Genomic DNA, 15,824 nt, shown 5'->3' on the forward strand with positions numbered 1-15,824 from the left:
TCTCATGGGCTGGATCGGGCGGTCAGGGCTCCCGGCGCCTGCCCTCGGTCCGCTGATGCGGTGTCCTTGGCAAAAGTTCTAGCGGCTCCCGGGCCGACATGCAAAGCACGGTCATGCCGTGGCGCCTGCTCTCCGTCCGATCTCCGTCACATCCGTCAAACGCGGGTGACTGTGGGAAAGTTCCCGGTCTGGCGCAGGGCTTCGCCGAGGATCATCGCCGCCGAGATGGCCACATTGAGGGACCGCAGCCCCTCGGCCATCGGAATGAGCACCCGCGCATCGGCGGCCGCGTGCACGCTCTCCGGCACGCCCGCGGTCTCGCGGCCCAGCATCAGCAGGTCATCGGGGGCATAGTCCAGCCGGGTGTAGGCGATGCTTCCCCGGGTCGAGGCCAGCACCAGGCGCCGGCCCTCGGCCTCGCGCCACGCCTCGAAGGCGGCCCAGGTCACATGCCGGATCAGCGCCGCGCGTTCCAGATAGTCCATGCCGGCCCGCCGCAGGGCGTGGTCCGACAGCGGAAATCCGGCGGGCTCGATCAGGTGCACCTTCACGTTGAGGCAGGCGGCCATGCGCAGCATCGTGCCGGTGTTCTGCGGGATATCCGGCTGATAGAGGACAAGATCGGGCATGGGCGGCTTCGGTTCGCGGACACTCCGCGATCCGATACGGGCGTGCCGCAGGACTTGCAAGCCCTGCGGCCCCTTGCGTCAGCGGGGGGTGGCCGTCAGCGGCCGCTCACCTCTGCCAGCAGCTCGCTCGCCGCCAGCTTGCCGAGCGCGTTGCCGGCGAGCGGGCTGTCCCCGGTCAGCAGCTTGCCGTCCTTGTGCACCTGTCCCGAAATGCCCGTGTTCAGGATCTCGAAGCCAAGGGCACTCAGCTTCTCGCCGAACTTCCAGGTCAGGTGGCCGGGCATGTAGCCGATGTCCGGCGTCTGGGCATCCATCGCGTCGGGGAAGGCCACGATCTGCTTGCCCTTGAAGAGCGTGCTGTCCTCGCCCACCGCCAGGAAGGCCGCCGGGCCGTGGCAGAGCGAGATGACGAACTTGTCGTGCGCCACCGCCCATTCGAGCACTGCCTTGACCTCGGGGCTGTGCGGCAGGCCGATCAGCGCGCCATGTCCGCCGGGAATGAACACGCCGATGTAGTCGGACTGGTCGCCGAGCGACTCCGCGACCACATCCGCGAGCTTGCGCGGCGCCTTGATCTGGTCGGCATAGCGGGCGAACAGTCCGGTGATCTCGGCGTCCTCCTTGGGCATGGCCCAGAACTCGAATTTCATCGGGTTGCCCGATGCCGTGGCGAACTCGAAGTCGAAGCCGGCCTTCTCCATGTGATACATGGGCAGCAGGGTCTCGACCGGATGGTTGCCGGTGGAGAACATCGCACCATTGGCGAGCAGCAGGTACCGTTCGTCTGCGCCGATCACCAGGATCTTCCACCGCTTGCCGGTGTAGGGTGCGGGATAGTCGGCTCCCGACAGATCAGACTTCGGCGACGTGAACTGGCTGAGCGAGTAAGGCGAGGGGAAAAATGCGTTGTCCTCGGCAGGGTCCGGCGTCGGCTTCATGTCTTGATTGACGGTGGCAGTCATTTTCTTTCTCCGTTTGTGTGTGTATTCCGGATTTTCTTTAGGTGAATTTTTCAGGTTTATGATAACCGCAGGTCCTGGATTGTTGTCGGGTGATGCAGTCGGACTGCGAATTTTCGCAGTATATTTGCAAACGAAGAGAGCGAACTGCAATGTCTCAAACGCCGGATCACTTTGCCGAAACGCCGGCCGGGCATCCGGGCGATGCCCTGTCGCCCATCCTCGAGGTGATCCGCCTGCGTGGCGAGGGCCTCTCGGCCTTTCGTCCGGCGCCGGGCTTTTCCTTCTCGTTCGGGCCTGCGCGCGGCGTCCTGCATGTCGTCGGCGCGGGGCGCATCCAGCTGGCAGCCGGCCCGCAGGAGCGGCCCCTGGTGCTGGAAACCGGGGATGTGGCCGTCCTCATCCCGGCCGACGGGCATCGGATCGCCGACGACTGGGCCCTGCCGCCGCAGGCGGTCGCGCCCGGCTGTGCCCTCGACCTGCCGCAGCAGGACGCCGGTCCCGGTCCCGGCCCCGACCCCAATCCCGGCCCCAATCCCGACCCTGCACCGGCCGACGGTCATGCTGCCTGGTTCACCGGCTGGTTCTCCTTCGATCCGGTCCTGGCCAAGCACCTGTTCTCCATCCTGCCGGTGCCGCTTGTCGTCAGGGCCGGCCAGATCCGGCCGGAGGGCTGGCTTGGGCGTCTCGTCGAGATGATTGCGCTCGAGACGGCGGTTGCCCGGCAGGGCGCGCATGTGGCGACGTCGCGTCTCCTCGATCTGCTGATCATCCAGGTCCTGCGCAGCTGGGCGATCGCATCGGCGACCGAGGTGGGCTGGCTGGCAGCCGCCACCGATGACCGGATCGGCCGCGCCCTGGCGGCCATCCACGCCGATCCGGCCCATGCCTGGACCGTCAACGAGCTGGCGGCTCTGGCCGGCATGTCACGCACCGTGTTTGCCGAGCGCTTCGCGCAGCTCGTCGGGCATACGCCGGCAAGCTACATCGCCTGCTGGCGCCTCGATCACGCCACCGGGTTGCTGCGCACGTCAGATCTGACCCTCTCCGAGATTGCCTTCCGCAGCGGCTTTGCCTCCGCCGCCACCTTCTCGCGCGCCTTCCGCCAGCGCTTCGAGGCCACGCCGCAACGCTGGCGCCAGCTCAACCGCGGTCGCTGAGCGCCCGGCTGCGCCGCCCGCGCGCCTGTCGGCGCCCGCCAGCGCCCGTCAGCGGCACGGCGCGCCCGCACCGCAGGCAGGGATCGAGGGACTGGCCGGCCCGCCAGAAGCTGCTACATAGGGCGGGGGAGAGACGCGAGACCACGCCAGCGGGGCCACAGCAGTGCAGACCATCTATCGCCTCTTCGAGGGCTGGATCGACCCGTTCCAGCCGGGTTCCGGACGCTCCCTGCCCACGTCGGCGCTGGCTTTCCTGCGGCTCTATGTCTGGCAGTGCCGCTGGCCCTTCCTCCTGATGCTGATCCTTGGCGGGCTGACGGCGGCAATCGAGGCCGGCATCTACAGTTTCATCGGCACCATCGTCGACATGCTGGACGCGGCCGAGCCCGGGCGCCTGTTTGCCGATCACGGCCTGACGCTGCTCGGCATGGCCTTCGTCGTGCTCGTGCTGCGCACGCTGGTGGCGGCCGGCACGGCCCTGGTCGAGGAACAGACCGTCATTCCCGGCTTCAACAACCTGATCCGCTGGCAGGCGCACAACCGGATCATGGAGCAGAGCCTCGGCTTCTTCCACGACGAGTTTGCCGGGCGCATCTCGTCCAAGGTCTGGCAGTCGGGCCAGGCGGCGGGCGAGTTCATGGTCACGCTGCTGCAGGTGGTCTGGTACATCATCGTCTATGCGGCTGCGACCATGGTCATGCTGGGCGATCTCGACTGGCGCCTCGCCGTCATGGTGGCGCTGTGGCTCGCGGCCTTCGTCGTCATCGCGCGCATCTACGTGCCGCGCATCCGCGAGCAGTCGAAGGCCAATGCCCATGCGGCCTCCGGGCTGACCGGCCGGCTCGTCGACACCTACACCAACATCCAGACCGTCAAGCTCTTCGGCAACCGGGTGGGCGAGGAACACGGGATGCGGCAGCAGTTCGGCGAGTATCTCGCCGTGCTCGTCCGCTTCACCCGCAATCTCACCGAGGTGCGGGCGCTCATGTCGCTCCTGTCCGGGGTGATGATGGTGGCGATCGCGGGATTCGCGCTGCATCTGTGGCAGCAGGGCAGTCTCACCACCGGCGACGTGGCCCTGTCGCTCGGACTGGTCCTGCGCCTCAACCTGCTGCTCGGCCGCATGCTCGGCCAGCTCAACGGGCTGTTCCGTCTCTTCGGCACGCTGCAGGACAGCGTCGAGCTGATCTCCCGCCCGGTCACGGTTACCGACCGGCCGGATGCCCGGGCGCTGGAGCGCACGCGCGGCAGCGTTGCCTTCGACGCCGTCACCTTTCACTACGGCAAGGGCGACGGGGTGCTCGACCGGCTCAGCTTCGAGGTCAGGCCGGGCGAGAAGATCGGCATTGTCGGACCGTCGGGTGCCGGCAAGTCCACGCTGGCCACGCTGCTGCTGCGCTTTCACGATGTCGAGGGCGGGCGGGTCCTCATCGACGGGCAGGACGTTCGCGAGCTGACCCAGGCCTCCCTGCGGGCGCAGATCGGCATGGTGGCCCAGGACACCTCGCTGATGCACCGCTCGATCCGCGACAACATCCTCTATGGCCGGCCCTCGGCGACCGAGGCGGAGCTGCGGGCGGCGGCGGCCCAGGCCCATGCGCTCGGCTTCATCGAGGAGCTGGTGGACCACAAGGGGCGCCGCGGCTTCGATGCTCATGTCGGCGAGCGCGGCGTCAAGCTCTCGGGCGGGCAGCGCCAGCGCATCGCCATCGCCCGGGTGCTGCTGAAGAACGCCCCGATCCTCATTCTCGACGAGGCCACCTCGGCGCTCGATTCCGAGGTCGAGGCGGTGATCCAGGAGAACCTCGCGCCGCTGATGGTCGGCAAGACCGTGCTCGCCATCGCCCATCGCCTGTCGACCATTGCCGCCATGGACCGGCTTCTGGTGATGGACGGCGGACGGATCGTCGAGCAGGGCAGTCACGAGGCGCTGCTGGCGCGCGGCGGGCTCTATGCGGACCTGTGGGCCCGCCAGTCCGGCGGCTTCCTGGCGGAGGCGTGAGGGCTGGCGGCGGGCGCGGCCAACCCCTGCCGGGTGATCCGGCCGGCCGGGGCCGGCGTAGACGTCAGGCAGAAGGAACACAGACATGCCCCAGATCCTCGTCGCCTATGGCACGACCGCCGCGATCTTCCTCATCATCGACGCCATCTGGCTGTCCCAGGTTGCCACCCGCTTCTACTTCGACCGCATCGGTCATCTGCTGATGGACAAGCCGAACCTCGGGGCGGCAGCGGTCTTCTACATGCTCTATGTCGTCGGCATCCTGATCTTTGCCGTGCTGCCGGCGCTGCGCAACGAGTCCTTCTGGCATGCGCTTGTCTATGGCGCGCTGTTCGGCTTCTTCGCCTATCTCACCTATGACATGACCAACTACGCCACCATGCGCGACTGGCCGTTCATCGTCGTCGTGGTGGATGTGCTGTGGGGCACGGTGCTCACCGGGGTCTCGGCCGCCGGAGGCTATTACCTGACGCAGAAATTCCTCTGACCTTCGCTTGACTGGCGCGTCCATAGAAAATTTACGGACTGGGCCGAGTATTGATGCAAGGTGGTGGACCGTTCCGGTCAGTGTTTCCTCTTGCGAGTTTGTGCGATGTCCCAATCCGGTAATGCCGGCCTCCGGCTGCCCATCGTGGGCAGGTTCCTGGTGCTGGTCGTGTCAGCGGCCGTGATCATGATGGTCGGCACGGCCTATGCCTTCTACGTCTTCCGCATGGCCCTGACCCGCGCGCTGGCCGATCCGGTCGAGGCGCAGGGGTTCCTCGGGGCGACCGGCGCGGCGCGGGTCGATGCGCTCATCTTCGACCAGATGCTGCAGGTCATGATCGTCTGCACGCCCGTGGGACTTGCCTTTCTCGGTCTTGCGATCTGGCTGGCGATGGGGGTGGCGCGGCCGCTCCGGCGCCTGCAGGACGGTCTGACCCGCCTGTCGCGCGGGGATCTGGATGTGGCGGTGGAGGGCGGCGACCGCTCCGACGAGATTGGCGACATCGCCCGCTCCGTGCTGGAGTTCCGCGGCAAGCTTGCGGCCCGGGCCCGCGAGGAAGCCGAGCGGCAGACCCGGCAGCAGCAGCACAGCGAGGAAGAGCGCAAGGCGCTCCTGCGTGACATTGCCGATGATTTCGAGCGTTCGGTGCTCAGCGCCGTCCACTCGCTGGGCGAGACCGCCCGGGCCGTCAACAGCAACGCGGGCGAACTCAGGGACGCCGTTGGCCGCTCCTCGCATGCGGTGGCCGAGGTCAGCTCCGCGACCGCCCAGTCCGGCCAGTCCGTCGGCAGCATGTCGGACGCGGCCGCCTTGCTCACCCGCTCGATCGCCGGCATCACCGACGACGTGCAGCAGGCCTCGCTCATTGCCGGCAGCGCCGTCGAGGAGGCCCGCCAGACCGACGCCATCGTCGGCCGCCTGTCCGAGACAGGCCGTGCCATCGGCGAGGTGGTCGAGCTGATCAGCCAGATCGCCAACCAGACCAATCTCCTGGCGCTCAACGCCACCATCGAGGCCGCGCGGGCCGGAGAGGCGGGACGCGGCTTCGCCGTTGTCGCCAACGAGGTCAAGGCCCTCGCCGGCCAGACCACCAAGGCCACCGAAGAGATCACCGCACAGGTCGCCTCGGTCCAGACCGTTGCCGATCAGGCGGTTGTCGCCATCCGCTCCATCGCCGGCACGATCGACCGCATCAGCGAGATTTCCAACACCATCCGCGCCTCCGTGCAGCAGCAGGCCGAGGCCACCGGCGCCATCGGCCGGTCCGTGTCGGTTGCGACCTCCAGCACGTCCCGCGTCGACAGCAACGTCGCGCAGCTCGCCGGAGCGATGCAGGCCAGCACCCGGGCCACCGACGCCATGCAGTCCGCAGCCGGCCAGCTCGGCACCCTGTCGGGCGAGCTGCAGGCGCAGGTGCGGCAGTTCCTGACCAGCATCCGCGCGGCCTGACGATCCGTGGCGGAGGCCGCGCGGAGATCCCGCGTGGCCTGCCTCCGGCTGCAACCTGCATTTGTTGCGCAAAGGCCACAGCTGCCCCGAAAGCGCGGCAGCCGGCGTTATACAGCTTTTCCTCTACGCCAGACTCGGCTAGGTAAATTCCTGCGTCCGGTGGCGGATGCATCTTGGCAACCTGATCAACCTTCGAGCCGTGGGAGGGTGTACATGACCATTGCGTCGCGCGTCTGCATGACCGCCGCCCTGTTGCTGGGCTCGATCGCCGAGTTGGCCCGCTCCCCGCGGGCCTGACCCAAAGCTCCACATTCCAGCTGACCTGCCTCCGGTCCAAGCCACGCCGCCCTGACGGCGGGCTGCAGCCGCCATGTCATGGCCCCTGTCTTCCGGTGGCATATCTCTGAGCCATTCCTCTGCCTGGAGCAGACCCATGTCCGATCGTTATCCGACGGACCCGTTCGCCTTGCCGAACCGTCCGGATGTTGCATTTACCCTGGCTGGCGCCGACAGGCCGGCCGTTGTCCGTTCGCCCCTGCAGCGCCTGCGCCTGGCCGTGCTGGCGCTTGCGGCCTTCGTCGTGACCGTGACCGGCGTTGCCGCCCTTCTTTTCCTGCCGGTTCTCCTGCATGAACTGATGGACCTGCAGGCTGTGCAAAGGCACGGTGAAGTCATGCTGATGTCGCGATACGGCGCGCATCTGATGTCGCTGTTCCTGGGGACCGTCGTGGTCTCCGGGGCCCTGGTCAGCTTTGCCCTGGCCGTCGTCCTGTCGTCGCAGCGGTCGCGGGTGCTCACACCCGTGGTTCGCCGGCGCAAGCAAGAGCGGGGCGTCCGCACCCGCCCGGAGATCACCGATGTTCTCGCGGTTTGAACGCCTCGTCGATCCGTTCAGCGACACCGACCTGTCGGTCCCGCCGAAGGGGTTCCTCGCCTTCTGCTGGTACTACACGCGGCCGGTCCTGCCGATCCTGCTGGGGGTGGCGGTCTTTGCCGCCGCCATCGCCATCCTGCAGGTGACGATCTTCACCTATCTGGGCGATCTGGTGAACTGGCTGTCGTCGGCCGACCGGGACACGTTCCTGGCCGAGAACTGGCCGTATCTCCTGGTCATGGCGCTGGTCATCCTGCTCGTTCTGCCCGTCATCGAGGTGCTGTTCGAGCTGCTGATGCACCAGAGCCTGCTCGGGCCGTTCCCGATGTCGATCCGCTGGCGCGTGCACCGCTACCTGCTGCGCCAGAGCATGACCTTCTACCAGAACGACTTCGCCGGCCGCATCGCCAACAAGATGATGCAGACGGCGCTGGCCGTGCGCGAGGTGGTCACCAAGATCGTCGACATCTTCGTCTATGTGGTCGTCTACTTCGCCAGCGCCGTGGTCGTGGTCGGGGATGCCAATCCCTATCTCGCTGCGCCGCTGGTGGTGTGGCTGCTGGCCTATCTGGCGGTGCTGCGCGTCTTCATCCCGCGCCTGAAGGACATTTCCCAGGAGCAGGCCGATGCCCGGTCGGTGATGACCGGGCATGTGGTGGATGCCTACACCAACATCGCCACGGTGAAGCTCTTCTCCCATGCCGACCGGGAAGAGGCCTATGCCCGCAAGTCGATGACGGTGTTTCTCGACACCGTCTTCGGCCAGATGCGGCTGGTCACGATCCTCAACACCACGCTGACGCTGATCAACAACCTGCTGCTGTTCTCGACCGGGGCGATGGCGATCTACCTGTGGCAGATCGACGTGGTCACCACCGGCGACATTGCCATTGCCATCGCGCTGATCCTGCGTCTCCAGGGCATGTCGCAGTGGATCCTCTGGGAGGTGTCGGGCCTGTTCGAGAATGTCGGCACGGTGCAGGACGGCATCGGCACCATCTCGCGCGAGCGGGAGGTGCGGGACCTGCCCGACGCGCGGCCGCTCACCGTCAGCGAGGGCGGCATCCGCTTCGAGAAGGTCGACTTCCACTATGGCAAGACGCGGGGCGTCATCGACGGGCTGTCGCTCGACATCCGCCCGGGCGAGAAGATCGGCCTGATCGGCCGCTCGGGCGCCGGCAAGTCGACGATCGTCAACCTGCTGCTGCGCTTCTATGACGTGGAGGGCGGCCGCATCCTCGTCGATGGTCAGGACATTGCGACCGTCCGCCAGGACGACCTGCGCGCCAACATCGGCGTGGTGACGCAGGACACCTCGCTCCTGCACCGCTCGATCTACGAGAACGTCGCCTATGGCTCGCCCCGCGCCAGCGAGGCCGACGTGCTGGAGGCGCTGCGCAAGGCCCATGCGCTGGAGTTCGTCGGCCAGCTCGAGGACAAGGACGGCCGGCGCGGCCTGTCGGCCCAGGTCGGCGAGCGGGGCGTGAAGCTCTCGGGCGGCCAGCGCCAGCGCATCGCCATCGCGCGGGTCCTGCTGAAGAACGCGCCGATCCTCGTGCTCGACGAGGCGACCTCGGCGCTGGACTCGGAGGTCGAGGCCGCCATCCAGGACAGTCTCTTCGACCTGATGGAAGGCAAGACGGTGATCGCCATCGCCCATCGCCTGTCCACCATCGCGGCCATGGACCGGCTGATCGTGCTCGACAAGGGCCGAATCATCGAGATGGGCCGGCACGAGGACCTGCTTGCGGCCGGGGGGCTCTACGCGCAGCTCTGGACGCACCAGTCCGGCGGATTCCTGCCGGAAACCGCCGAGAGCTGAGCATAAGGCGGGGGACGCGCGCCGGCGTGCGGGTCCCCCCCTTCCAATCGCGGTGTTTTCGCGGCATCAAGGGGGCGAGGGTGAGACGGAAAGCGGTGCGACAAATGGGTCTGCGCCCATCCGCTATCTGGACAAGCCTGCAGAACGGTGCAAAAAGACGAGCCGCTTGGAGAAGGTGCGTGCGAATGCCGCACCCGTCTGCCGTTGATGCCCGCGTCGGACTGCCTATGGTTTTTTCGGAACCCGGGGCGGCCTGCCAGCGGGCATTCGGTATACGTTGAACAGGTTTCGAGAGGACGCGACCTTGGCAAATACCCATTCGGCGGAACCGACCCGCCGTGACTTCCTCTATCTTGCGACGGGCGCCATGGGCGTTGTGGGCGCGGCCTCCGTGGCCTGGCCCTTCATCGACCAGATGAACCCGGACGCGTCGGCCCTCGCTCTTGCCTCGATCGAGGTGGACATCTCCGCCGTCGAGGTCGGTCAGTCGATCACCGTCACGTGGCGTGGCAAGCCGGTCTTCATCCGTCATCGCACGGAGAAGGAGATCGAGGAAGCCAAGGCCGTGCCGCTCACCGCGCTGCCTGATCCGCTCGCCCGCAACTCCAACCTGCCGGACTCCGCCGAGGCGACCGACGCCAACCGCGCGGCCGAAGGCAAGGAGCCCTGGCTCGTCATGGTCGGCATCTGCACCCATCTGGGCTGCGTTCCGATCGGCGACGCCGGCGACTTCGGCGGCTGGTTCTGCCCGTGCCACGGCTCGCACTACGACACCGCCGGCCGCATCCGCCTCGGGCCCGCACCGCAAAATCTGCTGGTCCCGCCCTTCGCGTTCGTTGAGGACGCGAAGATCAAGATCGGTTGACCCGGAGCCCTGAGGAGACAGCCATGGCTGGACATTCTAACTACGTTCCGCAGAGCGCGGCCGCAAAGTGGCTCGAGAGCCGTCTGCCGGTCATTTCGCTCGTGCGCGGATCCTTCGTCGATTTCCCGACCCCGAAGAACCTCAACTACTGGTGGACCTTCGGCGGCATCCTGTTCTTCGTGCTGATCTCGCAGATCATCACCGGCATCGTCCTGGCGATGCACTACACGCCGAACACCGCGATGGCGTTCAAGAGCGTCGAGCACATCATGCGTGATGTGAACTACGGCTGGCTCATCCGCTACCTGCACTCCAACGGCGCGTCGATGTTCTTCATCGCCGTGTACATCCACATCTTCCGTGGTCTCTATTACGGCTCCTACAAGGCGCCGCGCGAGATCTCGTGGATCCTCGGCGTGGTCATCTTCCTCCTGATGATGGGCACCGCCTTCATGGGCTACGTGCTGCCGTGGGGCCAGATGTCCTTCTGGGGCGCGACCGTGATCACCAACCTGTTCTCGGCCATCCCGCTCGTCGGCGAGTCGGTCAAGACCTGGCTGTGGGGTGGCTTCGCCGTCGACAACCCGACGCTGAACCGCTTCTTCTCGCTGCACTACCTGCTGCCGTTCATGATCTTCGGCGTCGTGCTGCTGCACGTGTGGGCCTTCCACACCACCGGCAACAACAACCCGACGGGCGTGCAGCCGAAGTCGAGCCAGGACACCCTGCCGTTCCACCCTTACTACACGATCAAGGATCTGTTCGCGATTGTCGTGTTCGTGATCTTCTTCGCGTGGTTCGTGTTCTACGTGCCGAACTTCCTTGGTCACCCGGACAACTACATCCCCGCCAACCCGCTGGTCACCCCGGCGTATATCGTTCCGGAATGGTACTTCCTGCCATTCTACGCGATCCTGCGCGCCGTGCCGGACAAGCTCGGTGGCGTGCTGGCCATGTTCGGTGCGATCGCGATCCTGTTCGTCCTGCCGTGGCTTGACACTTCCAAGGTGCGCTCGGGTGCCTATCGCCCGCTGTTCAAGCAGTTCTTCTGGATCTTCGCGGCCAATGCGGTGGCTCTCGGCTACCTGGGCGCGATGCCGGCGGAAGGCATCTACGTGATCCTGTCGCAGATCTGCACGGTCTACTACTTCGCCCACTTCCTGGTGATCCTGCCGCTGCTCGGCTTCCTGGAGAAGCCGCTGCCGATCCCGGCGTCGATCTCGGAGGCCGTCCTTGCGGGCGGATCCGGCAAGCCAGCTGGTGCTGTCGCGGCACCGGAAACGAAGTGACCGCCGGTCAGGTCAGGAGTTTTTGAACATGCGCATCATGATCAAGACGGCCCGCGCCCTGGTCGCCGCCGTCGCCCTCGCGGCCTCCGCGCCGGCCTTCGCCGCCGGGAAGGATGTCGTTATCGAGCGCCAGCAATGGTCCTTCGCCGGTCCGTTCGGCCAGTTCGATCAGGCCCAGCTGCAGCGAGGCTTCAAGGTCTACCGTGAAGTCTGCGCTTCGTGCCACGGCCTCAACCTGCTCTCGTTCCGCAACCTCGCGCAGCCGGGTGGTCCCGGCTTCACCGAGGACCAGGCGAAGGCGATCGCGGCGGAATACACCGTCACGGACGGCCCGAATGCCGATGGCGATATGTTCGAGCGTCCGGCGATCCTCGCCGACCGCTTCCCCTCGCCGTTCCCGAACGAGCAGGCCGCCCGTGCGGCCAACGGCGGCGCCTATCCGCCGGACTTCTCGCTCATCGCCAAGGCGCGCGCCGCGAAGCGGGGCTTCCCGTGGTTCGTGTTCGATCCCTTCACGCAGTATGCGGAGCTGGGACCGGATTACCTCTACGCGCTGCTGACCGGCTATGAGGAGAACGTCCCCGAGGGCGTCGTCATCAACCCGGGCCAGTACTACAACCCGAAGTTCCTCTCCGGGAACGCGATTGGCATGGCCCCGCCGCTGTCCGACGACATCGTCGAGTACACCGACGGCACGCCGCAGACCGTGGACCAGTATGCCCGCGACATCTCCGCCTTCCTGATGTGGGCCGCCGAGCCCAAGCTGGAAGAGCGCAAGGAGCTGGGCTTCCGGGTCATGGTCTTCCTCCTTGTCTTCGCTTCGCTCCTCTACTTCACCAAGCAGAAGATCTGGCGCAACGTCGCCCACTGAGGAGCTTCGCGTCGAAGCTTCGCGTCCTCAAATCCTGAAAGGGCCGCCGTGGCAGCACGGCGGCCCTTTTTGCTTTCCGGGGCACACCTGACGAGCCCCTTCGTTCCTCTGTCGGAGTGACCCCGGCAAGACGACGCGCGAGCCGGGGCCCTTGCGCTTGCGCCGCAGCGCTGCATCGCCCGGGCGATGACGCGGGCTGGTGGCGAGGTGTGCCGGTCCCATCGCCAGCCGCTTGCTGCGCCGGCACCGGGCAGGTCCCGGGTCTCCGCCTTGCTCTCGCCCGGGGAGACACAGCCGGCTCATGAGGGGACCATCGGGATCATCCCCTCATGAGCCGGCTGTCTTCTTTGTGTCAGCCTGTCGGGGTAGGGTGCGAACCGACACCGGGCGGAACCGGAGGGGAGACAGGCAATGACGGACTGCGTGCTGGGGGTGATCGGCGGATCGGGGATCTATGACCTTCCGGGTCTTGCGGGCGCGGAGTGGGTGCGCGTCGAGACGCCCTGGGGCGAGCCGTCCGATGACCTGCGCATCGGCCACATCGACGGGCTCAAGGTCGTGTTCCTGCCGCGCCACGGTCGCGGCCACGTCCATTCCCCCTCCGACATCAACTACCGCGCCAACATCGACGCGCTGAAGCGCTGCGGCGTGACGGATCTCGTCTCCGTCTCAGCCTGCGGCTCCCTCAAGGAGGAGCTGGCGCCGGGGACCTTCGTGCTGGTGGAACAGTTCATCGACCGGACCTTCGCCCGTCCCAAGTCCTTCTTCGCCTCCGGGTGCGTCGCCCATGTCTCGATGGCCTATCCGGTGAGCCCGCGCCTGGTCGATCACATCGAGGCGGCGGCCCGCGCCGAGGGCGTCACCTGCCGCCGCGGGGGCACCTATCTCGCCATGGAAGGCCCGCAGTTCTCCTCCCTCGGCGAAAGCCATCTCTACCGGTCCTGGGGCTGCGACGTCATCGGCATGACCAACATGCCCGAGGCCAAGCTCGCCCGCGAGGCGGAGATCTGCTACGCCACCGTCGCCATGGTGACGGATTACGACAGCTGGCATCCCGACCATGGCGAGGTCGACATCCAGGCAATCCTCCAGGTCCTGCGCGACAACGCCCACAACGCCCAGCGGCTGGTGGCGCGGCTGGCGCGTGACATTCCCCGCCGGCACGAGCCCTGTCCGGTCGGATCCGACCGCGCCCTTGACCATGCGCTGATGACCGCGCCGGACAAGCGCGACCCGGCGCTGATGGCCCGGCTTGCGGCCATCACCGCCCGGGTTCTGTCGGACTGACACCTGCCGCTCTTGCTCGCCAGATGGCGCGCCAGCGTCCGCGCCCGTCAGCGTTGCTGCAGGGCGAGGCGCAGGCCAAGGCCGATGAAGATCACGCCGAGGCCGCGGTCCATCCACATCGACAGCCGCTGGTTCTGGCGCAGGTGCCCGGTCAGGCGCTCGCCGATCAGCACCAGCGGTGGCTCGATGCAGGCCGCGATCAGCACGACCAGAAACCCGTGCAGGAACAGCTGCGCCCCGACCGGGCCTGCCCCCGGCACCACGAACTGGGGCAGGAAGGCGAGGAAGAACATCCCGACCTTCGGGTTCAGCAGCGACACGATCACGCCCTGCCGGTAGATCGGCAGCCAGCCCTGCTCGGGTCGCGCCTTGCCCTTCAGCAGCACGCTGCCGCGCGAGCGCAGGGCCGAGATCCCGAGCCACACCAGATAGGCCGCCCCCGCCCATTTCACGACCGAGAAGGCAACGGCCGAGGCGGCCAGGAGGGCGGAGAGCCCGGCGGCGGCCATCAGCACATGGCCGAAGGCCCCCGTCCAGATGCCGAACATGGCGGCGAAGCCGGACCGGCGCCCGCCGGCAGCCGTCTGCGCCAGGATGAAGGCGAAGTCGGGCCCGGGCGACAGGTTGAGCAGCAGCGCGGCCGTGAAGAACGTGGTCCAGTGCAGCAGGGAATAGTCGAACATCGGCGGTGTCCGGTTTGTCGGTCCGGCCAGACCGGGCCCGCCGGCAGGCCGGATCGGATCGGGACGGTGCGGGCGGGACCAGAGGGGCGCCAGACCGGAGCGGCCGGGCAGGGCGGGGAAAACGTCAGGCTGGGGGCAGGCGGCAAGCCGTCTGGCCCCCGGGGCCACACCTCCTGTATAACCGGCAAAAGGATCGGCCGTCACGGGCCGGCGCGCGAAAAAACAGGTGGACCGCAGACCATGGACATGCCCAGCGTTGCTGACGAACTCATCGAGGCCATCCGCACCATTCCGGATTATCCCAAGCCCGGCATCCTCTTCCGCGACATCACCACGCTGCTTGGCAATGCGCGCGCCTTCCGCCGGGCGGTCGATGCGCTGGTTCAGCCCTGGGCGGGCTCCAAGGTGGAGCAGATCGCCGGCATCGAGGCGCGCGGCTTCATCCTGGGCGGGGCCGTGGCGCATCAGCTCTCGGCCGGCTTCGTTCCGATCCGCAAGAAGGGCAAGCTGCCGCACGAGACCGTCCGCATCGCCTATTCGCTCGAGTATGGCCTCGACGAGATGGAGATGCACAAGGATGCGATCCGGCCGGGCGACCGGGTCATCGTCGTCGATGACCTGATTGCCACCGGCGGCACGGCCGAGGCGGCCTGCAAGCTCCTGCGCGGGCAGGGGGCGGAGATCGTCGCCGCGTGCTTCATCGTGGACCTGCCCGACCTTGGCGGCCGGGCGAAACTGGAGGCCCTGGGTGTGCCCGTCCGCACGCTGGTCGCCTTCCCGGGTCACTGACCGTGACGGCTCCCGCGGGCGCGCCGCCCCGGTTTGAGGCCCGCTTCCGGGCCGAGTTCGAGACCTTGCTGCGCTGGCGGCGCGACGTCCGCCGCTTTCGCCGGGATCCGCTCGACGCCGGGCTGGTGGCGGAGATCCTGCGGCTTGCGGATCTGTCGCCCTCCGTCGGCAACAGCCAGCCCTGGCGCCTCGTCCTGGTCGAAAGCGCCCCGGCGCGCGCGGTGGTTGAGGCCAGTTTCGAGGCCGAGAACACCCGCGCTGCCGGGGCCTATGCCGAGGATCGCGCCGCGCTCTACGCCCGGCTCAAGCTTGCGGGCCTGCGCGAGGCGCCGGTGCATCTTGCCGTGTTCTGCGATCCTGATCCGGTGCAGGGGCAGGGTCTGGGGCGGGCCACCATGCCGGCCACGCTGGCCCATTCTGTGGCCGGGATGGTGCAGGCGCTGTGGCTGGCGGCGCGGATGCTGGGGGTCGGTGTCGGCTGGGTGTCGATCCTCGACCCGCAGGCGGTGCACAGGGCGCTTGACGTTCCGCCGAACTGGGAGCTTGTCGCCTACCTGTGCCTCGGGTATCCGGTAGAGGAACACGTCGATCCCGAGCTGGAGCGCGAGGGCTGGCAGGCCCGTACCCCGCTTTCCGAGCGTCTCTTCATCCGATAGGA

The 15,824-nt window shown here is 67.3% G+C and carries 15 protein-coding genes; 12 read left to right on the plus strand and 3 right to left on the minus strand.

The genetic code is table 11. The annotated features are described in order from the left end of the window. Window positions 1–155 precede the first annotated feature (155 nt). Both GWI72_RS01165 and hchA read right to left on the minus strand, forming a co-directional pair. The gene (locus GWI72_RS01165) at window positions 156–629 is read right to left on the minus strand and encodes a tRNA (cytidine(34)-2'-O)-methyltransferase (RefSeq protein WP_161707648.1); all 474 of its coding nucleotides are present in this window, start codon (window positions 627–629) and stop codon (window positions 156–158) included. Window positions 630–724: 95 nt separating this feature from the next. Beyond that, window positions 725–1,591 (minus strand): glyoxalase III HchA, encoded by an 867-nt coding sequence (gene hchA, locus GWI72_RS01170; RefSeq protein WP_161674974.1) that lies wholly within the window; start codon window positions 1,589–1,591, stop codon window positions 725–727. Window positions 1,592–1,740: 149 nt separating this feature from the next. Here hchA and GWI72_RS01175 point away from each other — a divergent pair, with 149 nt between their 5' ends. From GWI72_RS01175 to GWI72_RS01220, 10 genes are all read left to right on the plus strand, one after another. Beyond that, window positions 1,741–2,748 carry an AraC family transcriptional regulator gene (locus tag GWI72_RS01175; protein WP_161707650.1) on the plus strand — a complete coding sequence of 336 codons (1,008 nt, stop codon included), beginning with the start codon at window positions 1,741–1,743 and terminating at the stop codon, window positions 2,746–2,748. Between the two features lie 163 nt (window positions 2,749–2,911). After that, complete coding sequence (locus GWI72_RS01180; RefSeq protein ID WP_161674977.1) at window positions 2,912–4,750, plus strand: ATP-binding cassette domain-containing protein; 1,839 nt, start codon at window positions 2,912–2,914, stop codon at window positions 4,748–4,750. An 85-nt stretch (window positions 4,751–4,835) separates the two neighbouring features. Further along, window positions 4,836–5,237, plus strand: coding sequence for a DUF2177 family protein (locus tag GWI72_RS01185; protein WP_161674979.1), 402 nt, complete (start codon window positions 4,836–4,838; stop codon window positions 5,235–5,237). Window positions 5,238–5,342: 105 nt separating this feature from the next. After that, entirely contained in the window at window positions 5,343–6,686 is a 1,344-nt protein-coding gene (locus tag GWI72_RS01190; RefSeq protein ID WP_161707652.1) for a methyl-accepting chemotaxis protein, read from the plus strand. A gap of 433 nt (window positions 6,687–7,119) precedes the next feature. After that, on the plus strand, window positions 7,120–7,560 hold the full coding sequence (locus GWI72_RS01195; RefSeq protein ID WP_161674983.1) for a hypothetical protein: 441 nt from the start codon (window positions 7,120–7,122) through the stop codon (window positions 7,558–7,560). Then, a complete protein-coding gene (locus GWI72_RS01200) occupies window positions 7,544–9,382 on the plus strand; it encodes an ABC transporter ATP-binding protein (protein ID WP_161707654.1) in 1,839 nt (612 codons plus the stop codon). The genes GWI72_RS01195 and GWI72_RS01200 overlap by 17 nt, the downstream gene beginning before the upstream one ends. Before the next feature lie 304 nt (window positions 9,383–9,686). Then, window positions 9,687–10,247, plus strand: a complete 561-nt coding sequence (gene petA, locus GWI72_RS01205) for a ubiquinol-cytochrome c reductase iron-sulfur subunit (protein WP_161674987.1) — start codon at window positions 9,687–9,689, stop codon at window positions 10,245–10,247. Between the two features lie 23 nt (window positions 10,248–10,270). Further along, complete coding sequence (locus GWI72_RS01210; protein ID WP_161707656.1) at window positions 10,271–11,536, plus strand: cytochrome b; 1,266 nt, start codon at window positions 10,271–10,273, stop codon at window positions 11,534–11,536. Between the two features lie 28 nt (window positions 11,537–11,564). Beyond that, a complete protein-coding gene (locus GWI72_RS01215) occupies window positions 11,565–12,407 on the plus strand; it encodes a cytochrome c1 (protein WP_161674991.1) in 843 nt (280 codons plus the stop codon). Window positions 12,408–12,818: 411 nt separating this feature from the next. Beyond that, the gene (locus GWI72_RS01220) at window positions 12,819–13,694 is read left to right on the plus strand and encodes an S-methyl-5'-thioadenosine phosphorylase (RefSeq protein ID WP_161707658.1); all 876 of its coding nucleotides are present in this window, start codon (window positions 12,819–12,821) and stop codon (window positions 13,692–13,694) included. A 47-nt stretch (window positions 13,695–13,741) separates the two neighbouring features. Here GWI72_RS01220 and GWI72_RS01225 read toward each other — a convergent pair whose 3' ends face one another. Beyond that, complete coding sequence (locus GWI72_RS01225) at window positions 13,742–14,377, minus strand: LysE family translocator (protein WP_161707660.1); 636 nt, start codon at window positions 14,375–14,377, stop codon at window positions 13,742–13,744. A 240-nt stretch (window positions 14,378–14,617) separates the two neighbouring features. Here GWI72_RS01225 and GWI72_RS01230 point away from each other — a divergent pair, with 240 nt between their 5' ends. Together GWI72_RS01230 and bluB are read left to right on the plus strand one after the other, a co-directional pair. Further along, the gene (locus GWI72_RS01230) at window positions 14,618–15,166 is read left to right on the plus strand and encodes an adenine phosphoribosyltransferase (protein ID WP_161674997.1); all 549 of its coding nucleotides are present in this window, start codon (window positions 14,618–14,620) and stop codon (window positions 15,164–15,166) included. Beyond that, on the plus strand, window positions 15,163–15,822 hold the full coding sequence (gene bluB, locus GWI72_RS01235) for a 5,6-dimethylbenzimidazole synthase (RefSeq protein WP_161674999.1): 660 nt from the start codon (window positions 15,163–15,165) through the stop codon (window positions 15,820–15,822). Before GWI72_RS01230 ends, bluB begins: the two co-directional genes overlap by 4 nt. Window positions 15,823–15,824 lie beyond the last annotated feature (2 nt).

Source organism: Pannonibacter sp. XCT-53, assembly GCF_009915765.1.
GTDB classification, from domain to species: domain Bacteria; phylum Pseudomonadota; class Alphaproteobacteria; order Rhizobiales; family Stappiaceae; genus Pannonibacter; species Pannonibacter tanglangensis.